The 21,508-nt window shown below is 40.3% G+C and carries 18 protein-coding genes; 8 read left to right on the plus strand and 10 right to left on the minus strand.

The window, feature by feature from the left end; all coding sequences use genetic code 11:
• Window positions 1-72 precede the first annotated feature (72 nt).
• From QT16_RS19480 to QT16_RS19500, 5 genes are read left to right on the plus strand one after another with little or no spacing between them, the layout of a single operon-like run.
• Window positions 73-1,434: a TolC family protein gene (locus tag QT16_RS19480; RefSeq protein ID WP_039490291.1), complete on the plus strand. Its 1,362-nt coding sequence runs from the start codon at window positions 73-75 to the stop codon at window positions 1,432-1,434.
• The gene (locus QT16_RS19485) at window positions 1,431-2,576 is read left to right on the plus strand and encodes an efflux RND transporter periplasmic adaptor subunit (RefSeq protein WP_039490293.1); all 1,146 of its coding nucleotides are present in this window, start codon (window positions 1,431-1,433) and stop codon (window positions 2,574-2,576) included. The genes QT16_RS19480 and QT16_RS19485 overlap by 4 nt, the downstream gene beginning before the upstream one ends.
• Window positions 2,576-5,764 (plus strand): efflux RND transporter permease subunit, encoded by a 3,189-nt coding sequence (locus QT16_RS19490; RefSeq protein ID WP_039490295.1) that lies wholly within the window; start codon window positions 2,576-2,578, stop codon window positions 5,762-5,764. The genes QT16_RS19485 and QT16_RS19490 overlap by 1 nt, the downstream gene beginning before the upstream one ends.
• The gene (locus QT16_RS19495) at window positions 5,764-6,447 is read left to right on the plus strand and encodes a response regulator transcription factor (RefSeq protein ID WP_024596691.1); all 684 of its coding nucleotides are present in this window, start codon (window positions 5,764-5,766) and stop codon (window positions 6,445-6,447) included. The genes QT16_RS19490 and QT16_RS19495 overlap by 1 nt, the downstream gene beginning before the upstream one ends.
• The gene (locus QT16_RS19500) at window positions 6,444-7,736 is read left to right on the plus strand and encodes a sensor histidine kinase (RefSeq protein WP_039490297.1); all 1,293 of its coding nucleotides are present in this window, start codon (window positions 6,444-6,446) and stop codon (window positions 7,734-7,736) included. The genes QT16_RS19495 and QT16_RS19500 overlap by 4 nt, the downstream gene beginning before the upstream one ends.
• 254 nt (window positions 7,737-7,990) lie before the next feature.
• Here QT16_RS19500 and QT16_RS19505 read toward each other — a convergent pair whose 3' ends face one another.
• From QT16_RS19505 to QT16_RS19515, 3 genes are all read right to left on the minus strand, one after another.
• On the minus strand, window positions 7,991-8,938 hold the full coding sequence (locus tag QT16_RS19505; RefSeq protein WP_039490300.1) for an alpha/beta hydrolase: 948 nt from the start codon (window positions 8,936-8,938) through the stop codon (window positions 7,991-7,993).
• A 107-nt stretch (window positions 8,939-9,045) separates the two neighbouring features.
• The gene (locus QT16_RS19510) at window positions 9,046-9,903 is read right to left on the minus strand and encodes an MBL fold metallo-hydrolase (RefSeq protein ID WP_039490302.1); all 858 of its coding nucleotides are present in this window, start codon (window positions 9,901-9,903) and stop codon (window positions 9,046-9,048) included.
• 187 nt (window positions 9,904-10,090) lie between these two features.
• On the minus strand, window positions 10,091-11,974 hold the full coding sequence (locus tag QT16_RS19515; RefSeq protein ID WP_039490303.1) for a propionyl-CoA synthetase: 1,884 nt from the start codon (window positions 11,972-11,974) through the stop codon (window positions 10,091-10,093).
• 186 nt (window positions 11,975-12,160) lie between these two features.
• On the opposite strand from QT16_RS19515, the gene QT16_RS19520 reads away from it, so the two are divergent.
• On the plus strand, window positions 12,161-12,562 hold the full coding sequence (locus QT16_RS19520; protein WP_024589726.1) for a nucleotide triphosphate diphosphatase NUDT15: 402 nt from the start codon (window positions 12,161-12,163) through the stop codon (window positions 12,560-12,562).
• Here QT16_RS19520 and QT16_RS19525 read toward each other — a convergent pair whose 3' ends face one another.
• The 6 genes from QT16_RS19525 to QT16_RS19550 all read right to left on the minus strand — a co-directional run bounded on the left by QT16_RS19525 (window position 12,563) and on the right by QT16_RS19550 (window position 18,146).
• The gene (locus tag QT16_RS19525) at window positions 12,563-13,660 is read right to left on the minus strand and encodes a polysaccharide lyase family 7 protein (RefSeq protein WP_039490305.1); all 1,098 of its coding nucleotides are present in this window, start codon (window positions 13,658-13,660) and stop codon (window positions 12,563-12,565) included.
• A 252-nt stretch (window positions 13,661-13,912) separates the two neighbouring features.
• Complete coding sequence (locus tag QT16_RS19530) at window positions 13,913-14,677, minus strand: substrate-binding periplasmic protein (protein ID WP_039490306.1); 765 nt, start codon at window positions 14,675-14,677, stop codon at window positions 13,913-13,915.
• Window positions 14,678-14,883: 206 nt separating this feature from the next.
• On the minus strand, window positions 14,884-16,722 hold the full coding sequence (locus tag QT16_RS19535) for an Lnb N-terminal periplasmic domain-containing protein (RefSeq protein WP_039490307.1): 1,839 nt from the start codon (window positions 16,720-16,722) through the stop codon (window positions 14,884-14,886).
• A 79-nt stretch (window positions 16,723-16,801) separates the two neighbouring features.
• Window positions 16,802-17,284, minus strand: a complete 483-nt coding sequence (locus tag QT16_RS19540; RefSeq protein ID WP_002962856.1) for a DUF3015 domain-containing protein — start codon at window positions 17,282-17,284, stop codon at window positions 16,802-16,804.
• Window positions 17,285-17,454: 170 nt separating this feature from the next.
• Window positions 17,455-17,844, minus strand: a complete 390-nt coding sequence (locus QT16_RS19545; protein ID WP_002962855.1) for a hypothetical protein — start codon at window positions 17,842-17,844, stop codon at window positions 17,455-17,457.
• A complete protein-coding gene (locus tag QT16_RS19550; RefSeq protein WP_039490439.1) occupies window positions 17,841-18,146 on the minus strand; it encodes a hypothetical protein in 306 nt (101 codons plus the stop codon). Before QT16_RS19550 ends, QT16_RS19545 begins: the two co-directional genes overlap by 4 nt.
• 273 nt (window positions 18,147-18,419) lie before the next feature.
• On the opposite strand from QT16_RS19550, the gene QT16_RS19555 reads away from it, so the two are divergent.
• On the plus strand, window positions 18,420-18,839 hold the full coding sequence (locus tag QT16_RS19555) for a VOC family protein (protein WP_002962853.1): 420 nt from the start codon (window positions 18,420-18,422) through the stop codon (window positions 18,837-18,839).
• 50 nt (window positions 18,840-18,889) lie between these two features.
• On the opposite strand, the gene QT16_RS19560 is transcribed toward QT16_RS19555, so the two are convergent.
• Window positions 18,890-19,786: an AraC family transcriptional regulator gene (locus QT16_RS19560; RefSeq protein ID WP_039490308.1), complete on the minus strand. Its 897-nt coding sequence runs from the start codon at window positions 19,784-19,786 to the stop codon at window positions 18,890-18,892.
• A 185-nt stretch (window positions 19,787-19,971) separates the two neighbouring features.
• Between QT16_RS19560 and QT16_RS19565 the strand changes: the two genes are divergently transcribed.
• Complete coding sequence (locus QT16_RS19565) at window positions 19,972-21,117, plus strand: iron-containing alcohol dehydrogenase (RefSeq protein WP_002962851.1); 1,146 nt, start codon at window positions 19,972-19,974, stop codon at window positions 21,115-21,117.
• The last annotated feature ends 391 nt before the right edge of the window (window positions 21,118-21,508 follow it).

Genomic DNA, 21,508 nt, shown 5'->3' on the forward strand with positions numbered 1-21,508 from the left:
TAAATCATTTAACCCCTCCTTAACCCTCGACCTAATAAGCTATGTGTAATAGTACGAATTAGGCATAGTTAAATGGTTTATTTTAAAAAGCACTCAACCGGTTTTTTACTTGCACTTAGTTGTACGCTTGCTGCATGTAGTAGTCAGCCAAGCTATCAAGGTAATAGTACTGAGCAGTCGCTAAAACAACATACAAACTGGCAGTACACGCAAAGTAACGCACAGCAAGTAAATTACATTACCGATTTGGTGGATATTGAAGGGCTTGATTCGCTTATTGAGCAAGCTGTTACTAATAACCCATCGTTTAATCAAGTGCATGTTGCATTAAAACTAGCTTATGCGCAGCGTGATGTAACTGCTGCAAGTCAGTGGTTTAGTGTAGATGCAGGATTTGACGCGCAGCGCAGTAAAACCGAAGGCACGCAATACAGCTCATCAGTAGGTATAAGTTGGGAAGCCGATATATGGCAAAAAATTGCTGACAACGTAGCCGCGCAAGATATGACTATTGCCAGTAACCAAGCTACTTATCAAGGTGCTAAAGACACATTAGTAGCGAGTGTTATTCGTACTTATTTAAATATTATTTTGCAGCAAAATTTGCTCGATATAGAGAAGCAACGTTTAGTTGTTTTACAAAATAATGAGCAAAGTATTGTAGAGCGCTACCAATATGGATTAGGTGATTTAGAAGCGCTTGATACCGCCCGTACTAGCACGGCATCTACTCGCGCGACCATTGCCGATTATCAAGAACAAATAGCAAAAGCAAAGCGTGCTTTAATGCTAATTGTAGGCACTGATAAACTTCAAAACCTGCCAAGTACATTAACACTGCCAAGCGTTATTGAGCCATTAAGTACATTACCAGAGCAAGATTTGGCGCGCAGACCTGACTTACAAAGTGCTTATTACAACATTCAGGCAAAGCATTACTTGGTTGATGTATCGTACAAAGAGTTACTACCGAGTATTTCGCTTTCGGCATCACTGAGTGATTTAGCAAGCACGCCAAGCCAAGCATTATTAACCAGCCCAGTGTGGAGTTTATTAGGCAGTTTAAGTGCCCCTTTATTTGAAGGTGGAGCACTGCGTGCGCAAGTTGATATTGCAAAATTAAATGCCGAGCAAGCGTTTTGGCAGTACCAAGATACGCTGCTAAGTGCGGTAAACGAAGTTGAAAATGCACTCGGGCAGGAGCAATCATTAACCGAGCAACAACTGCAAATTAGCAATGCACTTACCAGCGCTCAACGCAGCTTTAGTAACTATCAAAGTAAGTATCAACAAGGTTTGGTTGATATTTTAGATTTGCTAACAGTGCAGCAAAAAGTATACGACCTGCAAGCCCAGCTTAGCCAAATAAACTACACCCTTTTAACTAACCGCATAGATTTAGGCCTCGCTTTGGGCCTTGGAGTATCGTCATGAAAATTTCGCCGACACCGGTTGTTGTAACGCTTGTTGCTATTGTTTGTATAGGGCTTGCTATTGTGTATAACGGTCAAAAAATGGCTGAACAAGCAAATAGCCCACAACCTGCCGCTATTAAAGCTATTGCCCCAAATGTATCGGTAATTAATGCAGCTCCGAGCACTTATCAGGCTTATGTTAGTGGGCATGGTGAAGCTAAAGCGCATTGGTCACTTAGCTTAAAAGCACAAGTTAAAGGCGAAGTAACCAGTATGAGCGAGCAATTTGCGACCGGTAACTTAATAACTAAAGGGCAGGTGTTTGCACAAATTGATGACACCGAATACTTACAAGCTCTAGCTAGTGCAAAAGCAACATTGGCTGATGCAAAACTAGCACTGCAAGAAGAGCAAGATTTAGGTAATCAAGCAAAACGTGAATGGGATCGCTCAGGCGTTACGCAAGCACCAAGTTCGCCGCTTGTATTTAGAACGCTGCAATTAGAAGCCGCGCAAGCTACGCTCGATAAAGCACAATATGCACTTAAAACCGCACAGCGTGATGTAAATAACACCCAGTTAAGTGCACCATTTGACGCTGTTATTTTATCGCGCGATATAGATTTAGGTACTTATGTAGGTATTGGCGATACGCTTGCCACGCTAAACAGCACTGACAAAGTAGAAATAACGGTACCGCTTTCATTAAGTCAGTGGCAAAACCTAGCAAATAATAAATCAGGCGATGTTATTTTAACTGATGTAACCACTAATACTAAATGGAACGGTTATATTGCACGTTTTGAGCAACACCTTGATGACAGCTCGCGTCAACGCAGCGTAATTGTTGCCTTAGATAAACCGTTTGAGCAAACAACGCCGTTACTGCCTGGCACATTTTTAGCGGTAGAAATTGCCGGTAAGCAGTTAACTAACGTAATAAAACTGCCTGCTTCGGCGATATCTCAAGATGGCTTAATTTGGTACGTAAATGATCAAAATAGCTTAGTAAGCACACACGCTAATAAAGTATTCGAGCGTGGGGATTACGTATATATTACGCCAGTAGATGGTGCTAAAAATCTAAAAGTGGTGGCGCGCCCACTTGTTAGTTACTTAAACGACATGAAAGTAAATCCAATAGTTGAGGAGATGCAATAATGAGTCCTCATCAACCACCTCAATTACCCAGTAATAATAACCCGCTGCACGGTATTATTAATTGGTTTGCAAATAACTCTGTTGCCGCTAACTTATTGTTAGTTAGTGTGATTGTAATGGGTATTATGTCGCTTACGACTTTACGTAAAGAGGCATTTCCGAGTTTAGAGCCAGATACTATTTCGGTATCGGTGGTTTACGACAGTGGCGATGCATTGCAAGCCGAAGAAGGAATAGCGTTAAAAATAGAAGAAGCGCTCGAAACCGTATCGGGTATTAAACGTATTACCTCTACATCCGATGCTAGCGGCAGCCATGTAAGCATTGAAAAAAGTACTGATTACTCACTCGATGAGTTACTTGTTGACGTTAAAAACCAAGTTGACGCTATTAATAACTTTCCGGCAGATGCTGAGCAACCTGTTATTGATAAAGCCCGTAGGCAAGATCATGCATTAACGCTGCAACTTTTCGGGGATGCCGATCGCCATACATTACAAAACCTGGGTGAAAAACTTAAAGCCGATTTATTAGCGCAATCAGGCATTAGCGACGTAGCGCAGTCGGGTGTGCTCGACCCGATGATGTCCATAGAAATCGACGAAGGTAAATTACAAGCGTATGGCTTAACTATTAGTGATGTAAGTGAGGTCATAAATAATGAGTCATCAAGCCCGCTTTCGACTAGTTTACGCGATAGCAGTAAAATTATACGCTTAAAAGCCGCCGACCAAGCTTACTGGCAGCGCGACTTTGCCAATATTGTATTGTTAACAACCGCATCAGGCACACAAATTAAGTTAGGCGATGTAGCCACCGTTACCGACTCATTTGCCGAAGATAGCAATTCATTAAGCCGTTATAACCAACAAAATGCCGTAGGCGTTGAAATTTTAATGGGCGATAACAGCGATATAACTACCATTGTTGAGCAAGCTAATAGCGTAATAGATAAATGGCACGAAAGCGGTTTATTACCTCAAAACGTAGAGCTTGAAAGCTGGCACGACAAAAGCACCATGATCACCGAGCGTTTATCGCTACTTACTAAAAACGCGGTGACCGGTATTATTATGGTGTTTGTAATACTTGCCATATTTTTAAATGTACGTGTAGCACTGTGGGTGGCTGGTGGCTTGCCGTTTGTATTTTTTGGCACGCTTTATTTTATGACCGATGGCTACACCGCACTGACCATAAACGAAATGACCACCTTTGGCTTTATTATGGCGCTGGGCATAGTGGTAGACGATGCCGTTGTTGTAGGCGAGAGTATTTACACCACACGTAAAAAACATGGCGATACATTAAATAATACAGTTTTAGGCACCATGAAGGTTGCTGTGCCAACAATATTTGGGGTGTTAACCACGGTGGCTGCGTTTGTAGCGCTTTCGAATGTGTCGGGCAACTTAGGTAAAATTTACTCTCAATTCGCCACTGTAGTGACCATTTGTTTACTGCTTTCAGTTGTTGAATCAAAACTTATTTTACCCTCGCATTTAGCCCACATTAGTACTAAACGCCAAGTTAAAAAAGGCTTAGCAGGTCTGTGGTCAAAAATACAACATGGTGCTGATAGCGGCTTAAGCTGGTTTAGTAAAAACATTTACTGCAAGGTTATTGAATTTTCACTGCGCTTTAGATACGCCGTAGTGGCTGCGTTTATCGCCTTTTTTATATTAGTTATTGGCATGCCGATGACAGGCACAGTTAAAGTTGGTTTTTTCCCAAGTATTGCAGGCGATACCGTAACAGCCGATTTGGTTATGCAAAACGACGCCGCTTATGGGCAAACAAACAAAAACTTACTAACGCTTGAGCAAAGTGCATTACAAGCTGAGCAAAACTTAATGACTAAGTTGAGCTCTGACAAAAGCGAAATAACCAGCCTACAAGTCATTAGTAGCAGCGACACCAGCGGTGAAGTAAGCATTGAGCTATTAAACGAAGGCGCTTTTACAGCAAGCGAATTTGCTCAAGAGTGGCAGCGCGTAGCAGGTAGCCTTGAGGGCAGTAAAAAATTACAAATATTAGCCACGCGTAAAATGGTTGATAACTTTAAAGTTGAGCTTAAAGCGTGGGACGACGAAACCGTAATGGCGGCGGGCGCACTATTTAAGGAGCGCTTACAAAATACCGCAGGCGTTAACGGAATAGACGACAACTTAAACCCAGGTCAGCCACAGCTTAAATTTACCCTAAATGCACAAGGTCGCGCGCTTGGCATGGATACAGCTAGTTTATCAAAGCAAGTACTGCAAGCCTTTGGTGGTGCAGTTGTACAGCGCTACCAACGTAATAAAGATGAAGTTAAAGTACGTGTACGCTACCCAGAAGGTGCTCGTAAAACACCTGCCGATATAATGCAGTCGCGTATTCGCCTACCCGATGGCACGGTTGTCCCTTTAGTTAACGTAGCCACAGTAAGCAGTGAATATCAGCAAGATGAAATAACCCGCATTGATGGACTACGTGCAATTTATTTAAGCGCCCAAGTAGATAAAAACGTGATTGCTCCAAACGAGTTAGTTGCTAATTTAAAGCGCGACTTAATTCCAGAGTTAACACAGCAATTTCCTAACTTAAGTGTTTATTTTGCAGGAGAGGCAGAGCAACAAAGCGAAACCACCAGCTCAATGAGCACTATGTTTGTAGCGGCTTTATTAGTTATTTACGTGTTGCTGGCTATTCCGCTTAAATCGTACATTCAACCTATGTTGATTATGGTAGCAATTCCGTTTGGCATTGTGGGCGCTATTTTAGGACATTGGTGGAACGACTTAACCATTAGTATATTGTCGTTAAATGGTATTTTGGCGCTCAGTGGAGTAGTTGTAAACGACAGCTTATTACTTGTTTCACGCTTTAACGAACTAGTAAAAGAAGAGGGCATGAGCACGCACGATGCCATAGTTGAGTCGTGTACGAGCCGGTTACGTGCGGTATTACTTACCTCAATTACGACGTACGCAGGCTTAGTGCCGCTACTTAGCGAAACCTCAATGCAGGCACAGTTTTTAATTCCTGCTGCGGCATCACTTGGCTACGGTATTTTGTTTGCCACGGTTATTACCTTAATACTTATACCGGCATTATTGATGATTCAAACCGATGCTAAACGCGGTATTGATGCTGTGCTAATATCGCTAGGTGCTAAAAATAAAACGCAGGAAACAGCCTCTTAATGATAAACGTACTACTGGTTGAAGACGACATAGACTTGGCAACCACCATTGTTGATTATCTCGAAATTGAGTCAATAGAGTGTGACCATGCAAGCAATGGCGTAATGGGTTTAAATTTAATAGAACGTAATCAATATCAAATGATTATATTAGATGTAAACATGCCCAAAATGGACGGTTTAACCATGTGTAAATCATTGCGTGAGCAAGGCATTGATATACCTGTATTAATGCTGACAGCGCGCGATAGCCTCGACAATAAGCTTGAGGGGTTTGCAGCCGGTAGTGACGACTATTTAGTAAAACCATTTGCGATGAAAGAGCTAGTAGCGCGGGTTCAAGTATTAGCAAAGCGTAAAAGTGGAGAGGTTAAGCGACTTACCTTTGCTAATTTAACACTTAATTTAACCGCGCATACAGCAACAGTGGCTGCGCACAGTTTAAAGTTATCACCCATTACTTTTAAGTTATTAGAAGTGCTTGTACGAGAGCAGCAAAAACCGGTAACCCGACAGGTAATTATGCAAGCAATATGGGGCGACGATCAGCCAGACAGCAATAGCTTAAAAGTGCATATTCATCATTTGCGTAAACAGCTAGAGCAAGCGCATTGCCAAGCCGTACTAGAAACAATACCCAGTGTAGGGTTTGCGCTAAAATTAAAAAATGGGACACAAGCATGAAAATTAGACCCAGCCTGAGGTTGTATTTTTTTGCTACCATGGTGCTTTTAAGTTCATTAATGGCAATTGGTTTTTCGTTTTTAAGTGTTAATTATTTTATTGATGGCTTAGACCGAGGGTTAAATGGCGTAATGCATGCGCTTTCGCAATCTACTGAGGTTAAAAACGGTGAACCTGCAGAAATGATTGGCTTTAAAATAGCGAGTCGCTGGGAAGACATGCCAAGCGAAATTCAGCAACGCTTTACAAAGCCTACAGAGATTGGCGTACTACAAAAAAGCAAAGTAAAACCATCGTTTTTTTCAATGCCGGAAGACCTTTATTTTGTAGCGTATTTTCAAAACCCTGCAGGGGAGCCCCGTTACGTATCACGCATTATGCTTGAAAAAGAACGCCTTAAAAAACAAAGCTCACCCGATAAACCTATAAAAAAATTGGCATGGATAGCGTTAACAGGGGTTACGGCAATTGCTTTATTTACCTTCTTTTTGTTTATGGTAATGAAAAAAATAGCTAAGCCAGTTGAATCACTACGCGGTTGGGCTAAGTCTTTAAATCAAAAGAATTTACAAAACACGCCGCCCGACTTTACCTATAACGAACTAAATACCTTGGCAACGTTAATACGCAGTAGCTTGCTTTCTGCTCACGACAGCCTTGAGCGAGAACAGCGCTTTTTAAGTTATGCGAGCCACGAGTTACGTACACCAATTTCGGTTATTCGTAGCAACGTTGAGTTACTTAACCGCTTAAGCGAAAAAGCACCTTTAAGCGATAAACAGCAACTTACACTGCAGCGAATAGAGCGCGCCGGTTTAACCATGAGCGATTTAACCGAGACGTTATTGTGGCTTAGCAGAAATGACGACCAGCAAAGTGCACCAGAGCCCGTAAACCTAGCCGAAAAAATAACGACCTTGGGTAACGAACTCGATTATTTACTCAATTCAAAACAAGTTGAAGTACTTATAAATACCGATAACCAAAATACGACTATTAATACCGAAGCCACCGCATGCCACATTGTGCTTACTAACTTAATACGTAATGCGTATCAGCATACGCAACAAGGGCAAGTGCGAATTACTCAGCAGGGCAGCCGTGTGATTATAGTAAATAGCAGCGAACAAACTGATACGCCACACACTGCTAATAACACAAACAAGCCTGCCAATATTGGCTACGGTTTAGGATTAGAGTTAAGCGAAAAAATAATAAAACGACACGGTTGGGTATACGAAGTGAACGACATGCCTGGGCGTTATGAAGTGGTGGTTGATTTTAGCTAATACGCTTTTTTATGATTAATGATGAGGCGTATTACTTATAATATCAATCCGCAATAATACTTAATCATTTTGAGGGGCTAAACGTGTCGCTCTCAGCGTTAAAAATTTCTCATTTACAACTGCATGGATGCAGAAAGTAGGCAATGCAGGAGCAATTGCCGAGAACAACTAAATAGCGAATTTTTTGCCTAGCTATCAACACGTTTTTCCATCCTCAAAATAGATCACTTAATTAAGCCGATTGGTATAAATGATTACTCGGGGGCAGCTTGCTTGGTTTTTCTAAACATAAATTCAAGGGGAATATGTAAGCGTTTGGCCCATGCGTTTTCGGTGTGATCTTCCCCAGGGAAGTACTGACTTTGCCAAAGTTTTGCTGGGTATTTTTGCGCCATAAATAAATCATCAATTTGCGCTTGTAACTTAGGGTACATGGCATCTAAGGTGCTATCGCCATAATCAAAATACACTTTTTGGTTACTTAGCTTTGTGATGTTGTTGGCAATGTAGTTTTTAAACTGGGCAAATACTTCGTCATCGTGGCTAAAAATACCTGGCCAGTGGGTCGACATACAAATAGCGCCGGCAAATTCGTTAGGGTAATTAAGTAGTGTGTACCACGATATTAGCCCACCCATGCTAGAGCCACCAATATAGCGGTGTTGCGCGCCTTTGTTTACGTTGTAGTTAGACTCAATATAAGGAATAACTTCTTTGACTAAAAAGCGTGAGTAGTTATCTGAGTAAACCTTAGAGGCAAATAATTTATGGCCTGGGTATTTTTCTAACTGGTAAAGGGCGTTTTGCTTTTGCTTGCTTAAGGCCTCAAACGGTTGTTGTGGGTAGTATTCGCTGTGGCGGTTTTCTACGGCGTTTGGAATGCCTACCACAATAAATGGGCGTACTTTGCCTTGCTCTATTAATGTGCCGGCTACTTCATCTACGCGCCATTCTTGCTTGTTCCATGTGCTATTTGCATCAAACAACATGCGGCCATCATGCATGTAGAGCACGTCGTAGGTGGTGTTTTTGTTGTAACCTGGCGGTAGCCAAACATTTAAAAAGCGGTTTTTTACAAACTGTGATTCTATATTGTCGATTACCTCAATTTGGCCTTTACTTACTTGCACGGTGGCCGTGTTTGCATAGCTGGTATGTACTACAAATATTAATAAGCTAAACAGTAAAGCAACTAATTTCATGGTGGCGCCTTAGCATACAAAAAGTGCACTATCACAAGCTTGCACTGTTAATTCAATGTGAATACGTATGCATTTGTATTCAAGCAACAAATGCACACGCATACAATTTATAAATCGCTGCGCCAGCCCATGCCGGATTCTTCCATGAGGCGCTCGTATACCCCTTCAATATTAAGTGGCAGCCAGGCTTGGTATTGCTTTAAATCTGAAAATTCATCGAGCTTAACGTTTTGTTTTATTTGCTCTAGGCTTTGCCCTGCAAGCGCAGCCGCGGTTACTTGGCTGTAAAGCTGCTCTAAATAACTTAAGTAACGCGCTACATCAGCCTTGCTGCCAATATCGGCATGACCACCTACAAAAGTATCAAAGTCATATTTGAGTACCGTTTGAGTTGAGTTAATCATGCCTTGAATATCGTAACTCCACAGTTTTTGCCACGGCATTCTGCCAATAACAATCCAATCAACTACAAATAACGTTTTTTGCTTTTCGAATAATATACTAACCGAACCACGACCATCGTTTGGACCATGGTAGTTAAGCTTTACTGTGGAATCACCAAGGGTAAGTAGTAGCTCGTTATCAAAAGTAAGGCTGGGCGTTACTGTTTTCATTTGCGTGTTTTTAATATCTTGCGCAGCGAGTTTATGCGCTACAAACGTGGTGTGCGGGCTTTTAAATACCTCTGCGCCGTAAATATGATCGCTGTGATTATGGCTATAAATTACATACTTTACCGGTACGTTATAGCGGGTTTTAATTTGCTCGTTTAACCAGGTGGCGGCTTTTTTATTAAGCGGGTCGGTAACAATTGCGCCCTCAGAAGTGATTAAAAATACTGAGCGGTGTCTGTCGTCTATAAAGCGGTGTAAGCCATCTCCTAAGTCTTCTATTTCATAGGCTTGTGTGGAAAAACCTATAAACAATAGGGCTGTGGTTAATAGTTTTTGTAGCAAGCGGGGCATACACCATTCCTTTTTAAATTGATTAAATTAATAACGCTATTAAAAGAAGAAAGCATTAAGCCGTAAAAAATTTCAGCTGTTGGTTAAATTAAAGCTTAAACTCTAACCAAAGCTTAAGTAAAAGGATCAAATATAAGGATGAAATAAAAAGCCATTATAAAAATGGCTTTAGATAGGTTGGTTGGGTTTATCTTTGTGTTAGTTGTTGGTTTATTTCTTCAAAGATACTGGCATCATCTATGGTTGAAGGTATTTGTAGCTCTTCGCCATCAACCAGTTGGCGCAAATTTTTACGCAGTATTTTACCCGAGCGTGTTTTGGGCAACCTATCTACGCTAACTATATTTTTAAGGCACGCAATAGCGCCAATCTGATTACGAACACTTAAAACAAGCGCTTGTTCCACGTCGGTACTTGAGCCCATAAAATCATTTTTAAGCACGATCATTCCCATAGGAAGTTGCCCCTTTAGAGGATCGTTCACACCAAAAACAGCGCATTCAGCAACAGCAGGGTGCGCGGCTACTATCTCTTCCATTTCGCCGGTAGAAAGCCTATGTCCTGCTACATTTATAACGTCGTCGGTTCTGCCCATAATAAATAGGTAGCCGTCTTCATCAATATAACCACCATCGCCAGATAAATAATAACCTTCGTATTCATTTAGGTAGCTTGCTTTAAAGCGCGTGGTATCCTGCCAAATAGTTGGTAGGCAACCTGGTGGAAGTGGCAGTTTAATTACCACGGCGCCTTGCTCGTTAGCTGCGCATTCATTGCTATCCATATCTAATATTCGCACGTCAAAACCTGGAGTAGGCACGGTAGAGCTGCCAGGTTTTGTTGCTAAGTACTCAAGCCCTACAGGGTTACAAGCAATAGCCCAGCCGGTTTCTGTTTGCCACCAATGATCGAGCACTGGCAGTTTGGTTTTTTCTTTAAGCCACTCGTAAGTGGGAGGATCTAACCGCTCGCCAGCTAAAAATAAACGTTTTAAGCTTGAGGTATCGTATTGATTAAAACCATCGGCATTTGGATCCTCTTTTTTAATTGCTCTAAATGCGGTGGGGGCACTAAATAATGCATTTACTTTATATTCTTCTACCACGCGCCAAAATGCACTAGCATCGGGCGTTTTAACGGGTTTACCTTCATATAATACGGTCGCGCAGCGATACATTAGCGGTGCGTAAACTATATAAGAGTGCCCAACCACCCAGCCAATGTCAGACGCTGCCCAAAATACGTCGCCGGGCTTCATACCATAAACGGTTGCCATGCTGTATTGCATTGCCACTGCGTGACCGCCATTTTCGCGTACTACGCCTTTGGGTGTGCCTGTCGTGCCTGAGGTATATAAAATATAAAGCGGATCATCTCCATTTACAGGCACCGGATCTGCGCTTGCAGCCGTTTGCATTGCCTGAGTCCAATCTATGTCTCGTTTAGGCTTAAGAGTGGCGGTAACTTGTGGGCGCTGATAAATAACGCAGTGTTCTACTTTGTGTGTAGCTAAGTCTATTGCGTTATCAATGAGTGGTTTGTATTCAATAACGCTGTTTACTTCAACACCGCATGAGGCACTAAGTATAAGTTTGGGCTTGGCATCATCAATGCGTACAGCTAATTCGTGTGCAGCAAACCCACCAAATACCACCGAATGAATAGCACCAAGACGAGCGCACGCCAACATACCAATAACAGCTTGTGGGATCATTGGCATATAAATAACAACGCGGTCGCCTTTTGTAACACCTAACGATTGTATTACGCCTGCAAATCTAGCAACTTCTTGTTGTAGTTGTGAGTAGCTATAAGTTTGCTTTGTATTAGTGACCGGGGAGTCGTAAATAAGTGCAGTTTGCTCGCCAAATCCGGCAATAACGTGTTGGTCTAGCGCTAAAAAACTGGTGTTTAATTGCCCGTCACTAAACCAATGGTAAAGCCCGTCGTCGTCTTGTGTGTATGCTTTTGTGGGGGTTTTATACCATGGAATATTTTTACTTTGTTCGAGCCAAAATTGGGCTGGGTTTTGTTTAAAGGCATTATATTGCTGTTTATATTCGCCTGACATGTAAGGCTCCTAAAGCTAAATTTGTGTGTGAGAGACCTTACAAAATGTAGGCTTTTTTTAGCAAGCAAGCTATTCGACCTTGGTCGGCTAAAAGTTAATCAATACACTGGTTTTAAAAATACAAAATTGACAATACAAAGCGTGTGGTTCAGCATGGCGGGCAGTAAAAATAAGAGAAAATACGATATGAGTAACGTAGTAAGAGTAGGGGTTGCGGTTATCATAAAGCACCAAAACACAATTTTACTAGGTGAGCGCATTGGCGCGCATGGTGCTAATACATGGGCAACACCTGGTGGGCATTTAGAGTTTGGTGAAAGTGTTGAGCAATGTGCAATACGAGAAGTGTTTGAAGAAACAGGTTTAAAGGTAAGTAAAATTACTAAGCTTGATTTTACCAATGATATTTTTACAGCAGAGAACAAGCACTATATTACGCTGTATGTAAAAGCTGATTTTGAAGGCGGAGAGCCTGAGCTTAAAGAGCCTAATAAATGTTTAAAGTGGCGCTGGTGCGATATTAATAATCTACCAACGCCACTGTTTACATCACTAAAAAATTACTTATCTGAGGCTGTACTAGCCTAGTTATTTTGTTGGCGGTGTCGCTGGGCTTAACTCTAGTTTACTAAAGCTTACTTGAGCGTAATCGCCATTTTGTTTATCTGTAGACCAATCGCCAGTACCTAAACAACCTGGGTACCAAATACCTTTCGCGCTTTTAGTACTACATTGGTTATAAGCGCCGGCTTTAAAGTAATGCCAATCTGCAGCGTAACCATGTGGATGGTCTTTTTCGTCCACTTTGCCATAAGCATCTACGTTATTACCTAAGTTAATAGAGTAGTTAACGTCTTCTTTGCCTTGTGCGCTAAATGTAAGGTGCATAACATTTTTATACACATTGACCGTGTAGCTAAATTCTTCACCTAGTGCAATACCGGCACTGCCAGGCTCGTTAGGGTTTTCCCATGTATTACCCCAAACTGGGTAAGTAATGTCTTTACGGTCAGGATTGGTTTTAGGTAAGTTACGTTCGTAGTTCCAAAAAACTGAGCCTGTTTTATGCCCTGGCCATTTTTTGTAATATATTTTAAGTGGTTCATTCCCCCAGCCATAACCAAGCTTGGTATCAATAAGTGCCTGATCTTTACCTGCGTGAATTTGCCCTACAACAACCGAGTAAGCCGCTTTTTTATCAGGATCAGTTGCACGTAGCGCAACGTGATCTACTTTTAACGTTGCTTCCATTTTTCCACCAACAGAACCAAATCGGTCAGATAGCGGGTGAACAGCTAAAGCAAAGTTGTTTTTAGAGTGTTTAGTTTTAATTTTAGTATTTGATCCACGGATCATTTGTCTAAGTTCACTACGGGTATTAGTAGAGTTAGCACTTGTAAGCGCTTTATTAGGCGAGGTAAATACCATATAGCCTTTATCATCAAGATAGAAAAAATCAGGGTGTGCGTAAGTCTGAATTTCTTCTACATCTATTTCATCAATTTTACCGTCGTTGTTTAAATCAACTGGTACATTTATTTTCCAGTGTGATAAATCAAACTTTGTTGCTGGTACCGGCGCATCGCTTTGCTGATTAGTGCTTTGGGTACTTGAACAAGCCGTAAAAAGTAGAGGTGTGATAACGGCTAAAGCCGTAAGTTTAAATGTGGATGTATTTTTTATCATTATTGTCTCTGTGTGATGAAGTAAAAATTGCGCGGTACAGGCGTCGCTTAACTTCAATCTAACATACCAATTTAAAAATTAAAACTTACCAATTTGTAGTTTTTTATAATTAATTGTTATTTCAATGATGGCGTTTTGGTTAACCAATAGGGCTGGTTAACGTTATTATGTTATTTGAAATTGTTAAACAGAGGTGTTTTTCATCATATTTGATAGGGCTTGATGTTTGCTAATATACTTATTTAAATAGGTTTAATTTATAGAAGGAGGAAGAGGGAGTTGCCACTTTTTTAAAATGGCTTGGTATTCGCCACTTACTTTTATAGTTTTTAATGCCTGCGAGATTAAGTTTGCTGTTTTATCGTCAAGCTGATTATTAGCAGCAAAATAGAGTATTGAAGGAAAATCAGCTAAATGAAGTCGTTTAGTTATTAAGTCTGGGTCGAGCCCTGACATTTTTAGTTCATTATCTAAGGTAAGTGTATTCATAAGGACAAAGTCAGTTCTACCCTTATAAAGCATTTGCCATGCCTGCTGATAATAACTAGCTAGTATTAAATTTTTATCTTCTTCAAACCCCATTTTTATTAAATATTTGGCACTCAAATATCCACGAATAGTGCCTACTTTATAAAATTTTGCATGATTTAAATGAGTTACTTCGTCTTTGTGGCTTTTTAAACTAACTAGGTAGGCATCAGTAAAATATACCGCTCCTAACCATTTAAACTGACTTTGCCTAGCGGGAGTTTTTAATAAAGAGAGCATAATTGTGTTTGGATTAGCTGCTAGCTGATGAAAGGCTCGTGCCATTGGCATTATTTCAAATTTAGCTTGTAGCTTTGCTTCTTTTAAAACAGCCTTAGCAATATCAACGGAAGCTCCGTCAGCTTCACCGCTTTTGTTTTTAAAATGGTAAGGGTGTAAATCTTCGGCAATAAAAGTAAGAGAGCTTACTGCCCCTACATTACTGCAAAAAATAAAAACGAAAATGAAAACTACAACACGCAGATACATAAGAGAATCTTTCTAACTACAATACTTTGATTTTAAAGGATCTTGTCTGAAATATATACTCAAATGTATAAAATAAGTAAATGAATAGGTATGTAGAGAGTCTATTGCATAGTTAAAGAAGTGAAAATTGAACGAGTATTGAGTAAAGTTTTATATACCCACAAGCGCTGTAAAAATAATTAAGCCCTTGTGGGTATATGCAATGATTAAAAGTAGTATTGAATTGCAAATTTAGCCGATGTACTACTTGTATACCAATGTTGGTTTTTAAGCTCAGTACGTATAGATAAATTACGTGATAAGGAGTAATTCCACTTTATTGCAAAGTCACTGTGTTTATCTGCTTGGCCATCTATTAACCATGTTATGTTTGCCGTAAGAGCGAGTTTATGACTGTTATTTATTTGCCATATTGCACCAGCTTCACTACCAATGCCTGTTGTTAGTTTGTCTGTTATGTCACCATTATTAAATTCAACTTGGCCAAGTAAATAGCCGTGTAACGTGTTTGGGTTACCGATTGATTTTCCGTATCCACCTTTAGCAAACCAACGACCTTGTTGAATATTATTATTAGGCTGACGATCAAAGCCCATTTTAAAGTTCCAAGACCAGCTATCAAACACGCGGTTATCGGGTGCAAGTGACATAGCATCTAATAAATAAAAATGCTCAAGTCGCGTGTTACCCTTGTCGCTTATGGCACCTTCAATATCAAAAAAGCTAATTTGAGCACCAGGAATAAATCCAGCTGAGCTATCTAATAAATCATGGTATGCAAGGCGATACGCAAAGCTTGTTAAGTCACTTTGATGGGCATACTCAGTTCTTCCAAGCGTTACTTTAGAAGAGCCATGACCTTGCTCTGGAGAAGCAATAGGACGACTTGGCTTAGTAAATGGCGAAGCTACTTTATATTTGCTGCGCATTAGTAGTAGCTTAGTTAGTCGCGGTGCAATTTCTTCACGCTTTAATGCTTTATCGTAAAATTCAAAATTTAACCATTCATACGCCATTTCTAATATTGCGACTAATTGCGACTGTGAGTAATTACGAGTATTGAGGGAGCCACCTTGCATTAACTCTCTTGCATCATCAAGTTGCTCGTTAGTCATTTGAGTAGAGTAATGGTAAAGCTTAGTGCCAAAAGCAGGGCGGTAATTAGGTGTTTGTAGTAAGTTGTTATTTCTTAGGACTGCAACGGTATCAGATGGAATAGCTTGCATATTAAATGACGATGTTAAATCAAGGTCCTCTTGTGCGAGTTGTAATAATGCAAGTAATTGGTAAGAGCAGTTTTCATCAATAAAAAAGTAATCAAATGTAGCTGATTGTAGCTCCCATAAGTGCAATAAAATAAGCTCTACTTGTGGCTCAGATAAATTAAGTTTGTATTCCCAAATATCACGAGATTCTAAATCATTATATTCGCGTACTTTTTTATAGTACGGCATAAGCGAAAATTTACCAGGATAGCTGCCAATCAGGCCTTTTAGTGCGTACATAGCTGCATTGTCTGAGCCGTTTGGTTCTGCTGCAAAATTAACTGCGAATGCGAGCAACTCTTTATGGCGGGTCTGATCTTTTGCATCAATACGAAGTAAGGTGTGACCAAACATTGATGATGGGCTATTCATAAATGCAGTAGGAAAAACTAACGTAACCCCTTTTGGGTTTATTATTTTTTGCCACGCCTGAAGCTCTGGGCAATTAAGCGCGGGCCAGTTATTTTTAATTTTTGTTTTTAGCCATTTATAGCGCGCTGGAAACCGACAGCGAGATTGTGTTGTTTTTGGGTCAGTATTTTTACCACTAAATGCGGCTATAGTGGCTTCAAGTTCGTCCAGTGGACTTGTTTTACCTATAGGAGATAAAAAAAACTCAGCACTATCTACTTCACTTTTCCAACCACCTAATGTGGCCCCACGGTAATGACCTAATTTGAGCCAGTAAGGGTCGGTTGCTAAGGTGTCATTTTTAAAACTTTGAGCGTTTACGTAAGTACTAAACAGCGCAATTGATAAAACAAAGAATATTTTTTTCATAATCACTAAACAATAAAAGCCGCTAGAGAAATACTCCAGCGGCTTTATTTATACGTATAAAACCGGCTAATTTAGCTGATTAAGAAAGAGTATAAGAAGCAAGTTGTGCGTTACTTGCAAGAACAGTGTTTAGGTTTTCTAAAACTGTTTGCGAAGTTACGTTTTCAGAAGTAAATACTGAAGAAAACTGTGCTTGAGCAAGCGCGTTGAATGCTGCTTTATCTTGATCTGCAACACCCCAAGCTTCAGCTAGAGTAGCTAAAGTTTCGCCTTCACCTTTTGACATATCACGAGCAAGTTGCTCCATGTTACCGTCGATGAATAAAGCAATTTTTTCTGAAGACGTTACTGTACCAGTACCATCACAACCTAAAGTACCAAAAGTGATACCAAAAGTTTGGTTACCAGAAGTACCGTTTGTTGTAGCGCCTAAAATTTTAACGCCTTTACCTTGCTGACCTGCAAATAACATAGAACCAAGACCACAACCAATATCTTGGTCAGCCATAGCATTTGAGAAAGGTAGTAAAGATAGTGCAGCTACTGCGATTAGTTTTTTCATTTTCATAAATCCATATATGATTGTCTTTATTTAGGGTAAATAAAGTTCGCGAAAGATTCTAACAGACTTGCAGAGAAAAAGAACAGCTTAAAACATGAATATTTTACATTCTAATTTCTCTATTATATTGAAGCGAATGCTGGGAGAAACTAGACCAGCTCAATAATTTTTTATTGAACTGGCGGTGGTTTTTTACTTCTTGGGGCACCTAACAAAATACAGGTATGGCAAATACATACAGATAAAAATGCACTAATACCTAGTGCACCACCGTAGCCGTCAAGTTTTGGTACAAGAAATTCAAATAATATTGAAAACAAAACAGATGAGCTTGCTACGGTATAAATACCAAAACGATGCGGGGCGCTCATGCCAATAAATGTACCGCCAAAAAATATAATCGCGTATAAATCGGGGTTTAAATTCAATGCGCTAAAAATTAAGTAAGCAATAATAGAAAGTGAAGAGGATGCTCTTATACCATCAAAGCGACTATGTTTAGCTAAGTAAAACGTTAAAAAAGCACCAAGCAGTACAAGTAATGGGTATTCAATACTCATAGTACGATTCCTTTAGCTAATACAAAAAGTGCCACGCTTGCAAAAGCGACACTGCCAAGTTTGCCACCAAAGCCTGTAAACATATTCATAGTAAGCACATACAAACTTGAGCCAATAAGCGAAATAATAGCAATTTCCCAGTAACTGGTAATTAAATGGGTTGAGCACATACCGGCAAAGCTACCAGCATAAATTGCAGCATAAGGATGGTTTTTATAACGCGCAGGAAAAGGAATAAAAGAGCCAGTAAGCCCCGTTAGCGCGGCAGAAATTACTAAAGGCAGTGCAAAAGTAGTGTGCATAGCAAAGCAAGCTACAAAGCCTAAAAAGAAAGTGATGAATTTTAAAAGTAAGAATTTAATCATAGCGGCGCATTTTAAACTAATCCTTTTGCGCTTTCTAATACTCTCTAACAAATAAATGTTATAAGTAATTACACATTTAAAAAGCGTGTTTTTTAAACGACTTTTAGGTATTAAATATGCTTAATAGCGTTGCTGTTAATGTTCTATAAATCACAAACTATGTATAATGGCGATAATTTAATGTATTAAAGTGTTAACCAAGGGTTATTTATGTCTAACTGTTTGCATCTGGCTATTCCGGCTGGCGATTTAAAAGTGGCTAAAGCGTTTTATTGTGACGTACTAGGCTGTAAAACGGGTAACAGTGAAGAAGGTCGCTGGGTAGATATAGATTTTTGGGGTAATGAACTTACCTTGCACCAAAGTGTTGAGCGCCTACCAACAGTTCGCCATGATGTAGATATGGGAGCTGTGGCAGTACCTCACTTTGGTATTCACTTATCTGAAGATGAGTTTAACGGGTTAAAAAAGCGTATTGAAGATGCGGGTATTGAATACCTAGATAAACCATACCGCCGTTTTATTGGTGATGAGTTTGAGCAAGAAACGTTTTTTATTGAAGATCCAAATGGCAATGTGCTTGAAATGAAAACCATGGTAAACCCAGAGGTTTTGTTTAAAAAAGTATAGTTTTTCACTCGTGCTATTTAAAGCCACTTTTATAGTGGCTTTTTTGTGGGCTAGCTATGTAACTGAGTTAATACTTCGCTAGGTGTTTTATTAAAGTGGCGTTTAAATTCGCGGCTAAATTGCGATGGGCTGGTATAGCCAACCTTTAATGCAGCTTCGTTGGCTTTACTTCCACTAGTGGTTATGAGTTCTTTAGCCTTAGCTAAGCGTACTTTTTTTAAATACTGTAGAGGGGATTCAAACGTAACTTGCCTAAAAGCACGATGAAACGACGATACGCTCATGTTTACATCTTCAGCTAACCCTTCAACCGTAATTTGATTGGCATAACTACTGTGCATAGTTGAGAGCGTGCGGGCGATACGTGCATAATGCCCATCATGCATAGCAAGCCCTATTAAAGTATGTCCTTGTGGACCACAAAGTACGCGATATACCAATTCTTTTACTATATCCTCGCCAAAAATGTCAGCCTCAATGGGGTTATTTAAAACAGTTAATAACCGATGAGTAACGAGCTCCATTGCTGTATCTAGAGTTGCCGACTGTACTGCGCCAATTTGTGCTGACGACGATGACGCTGAAAGAGGCTTATGCTGCATTATTTGATTAACGAGTTTGTGTAGCATTGCAGGGTTTATATCTATGGCAATGCCCATAACGGGTAAGTCGTTATCAGTAAATGCTTCACACTCTAATGGCACCGGTACACCAAGGACTAAGTAGTCGCCTGCGCCGTATTTTATTTGATGTTCAGGAAAGTGAATTATTTTATGACCTTGCCCAACAATAATAATACCTGAGTTATATATAAGCGGCTGGCGCGGCGAGCTTTTAGTTGCTCGATGAAAATACACGCCTGGAATGATAGTTTCCATGGTGCCTTCAAAGCTGAGTAATTGATTATGCTCGGCGTATTGTTGCAACATATTGGCTATGGTGGGCATAAAAGGCATCTTTAATTGAGTGTATTTTGCGTAAAATAACAACGTTGGTAGTTTTAGGCAAGCTTTTGCGAGTTATTGGGCTTTTTTTATGTTTGTTTTGCTACTAATATGCACTCATTGAAATTTGGCTTAGCTAGTAACTAAGCATTCTATTTAGTATTTAACCGTCACCTAGGAGCAAAATAATGAAATTTAGCTACGTAAATCCAACTCTTATCCAATTCGGTCAGCAACAAATTGCGGCACTATCTGATTTGATCGCAAAAGATCAAAAAGTACTTGTAGTGTACGGCGGCGGTTCAATAAAAAAGAACGGCGTGTACGACCAAGTTGCAGCAGCACTTGAAGGCTTTGACTGGGTTGAGTTTTCGGGCGTTGGCGCTAACCCAACAATTGAAGTGCTAGACCAAGCAGTAAAAATTTGTAAAGAACAAGATATCGACTTCGTATTAGGCGTAGGCGGCGGTTCAGTAATTGACGGCGTTAAATACATTGCCGCATCAGCCGTTTATGATGGCGAAGGTTGGGATATTCCTACTGGTAAGCATACTATTACTAGCGCTTTACCAATTGGTGCAATATTAACATTGCCAGCAACGGGTTCTGAATCTAACCAAAACTCAGTTGTGAGCAAAGAAGCAACGAAGCAAAAACTACCGTTTGCATCACCAGAAGTACTTCCTAAATTTGCGATTATGGACCCTGATGTAATGAAAACATTACCGCAGCGCCAACTTGTGAATGGATTAGTAGATGCATGGGTTCACACCTGTGAGCAGTACCTAACATTCCCTGAAACAGCATTGGTTCAAGAAGGTTACGCAGAGGCACTTTTAAGAACGCTTAAAACATTAGGCGACAACTTTGAAAATCAAGATGATGCATGGCGTGCAAACCTTATGTGGGCAGCTAACCAAGCACTTAATGGTTTAATTGGTTCTGGTGTATCGCAAGATTGGGCAACACACATGATTGGCCACGAGCTTACAGCCGCTTACGGTGTTGATCATGCACGTTCACTTGCTATTGTTCAGCCTTCTTTATTACGTAACCAATTTGCAGTTAAAAAAGCAAAGCTTGAGCAAATGGGTAAAAACGTATTTGGTCTTGAGCAATCTGAAGACTTAGCAGAGAAAACAATTGCAGCAATTGAAGCGTTTTACCACAGCCTTGACGTAGCGACCCAGCTTACTGAACATGGCGATGATAAAGCCGCTGCTATTGACAATATTATTGGTAAACTTGAAGCTCACGGCATGGTTGCTCTTGGCGAAAACCAAGCTATTACGCTAAAAGAAAGCCGCGAAATTTTAGAGCAAGCGGTTGCTTAATTTTCAAAGCTAAGCGCTTACTTAAATATACTAGGGCGTGTTGATCTTTGGTGGGTGAATTTGCAACAGTATGTTTGGTTTTTAGGCAAGGCGGAGCCTATGTAGTGTGGTTATTCCCCATGAATAGGCGATAACGCAGCATAAATACCAAACATGCGCTGCCCTTTGGGTTCTTTCTAGGGACGATTAACTCTTTGTTGCTCGGTTTTTACTTAGCCCACTAGGTTACAAACCTCGCGCCGCGATTTAATCTTCCTTGGATTGAACAAATTTCAATCCAAGGAAGATTAAATCGCCCTAAGTAATACGTTAATAAAAAACCGTCAACCTTTGGGTTGGCGGTTTTTTTATGGATTATTATAAATACTGCGTTGCTAATTAACCAATGAGT

It is taken from the genome of Pseudoalteromonas distincta (genome assembly GCF_000814675.1).
GTDB lineage: Bacteria > Pseudomonadota > Gammaproteobacteria > Enterobacterales > Alteromonadaceae > Pseudoalteromonas > Pseudoalteromonas distincta.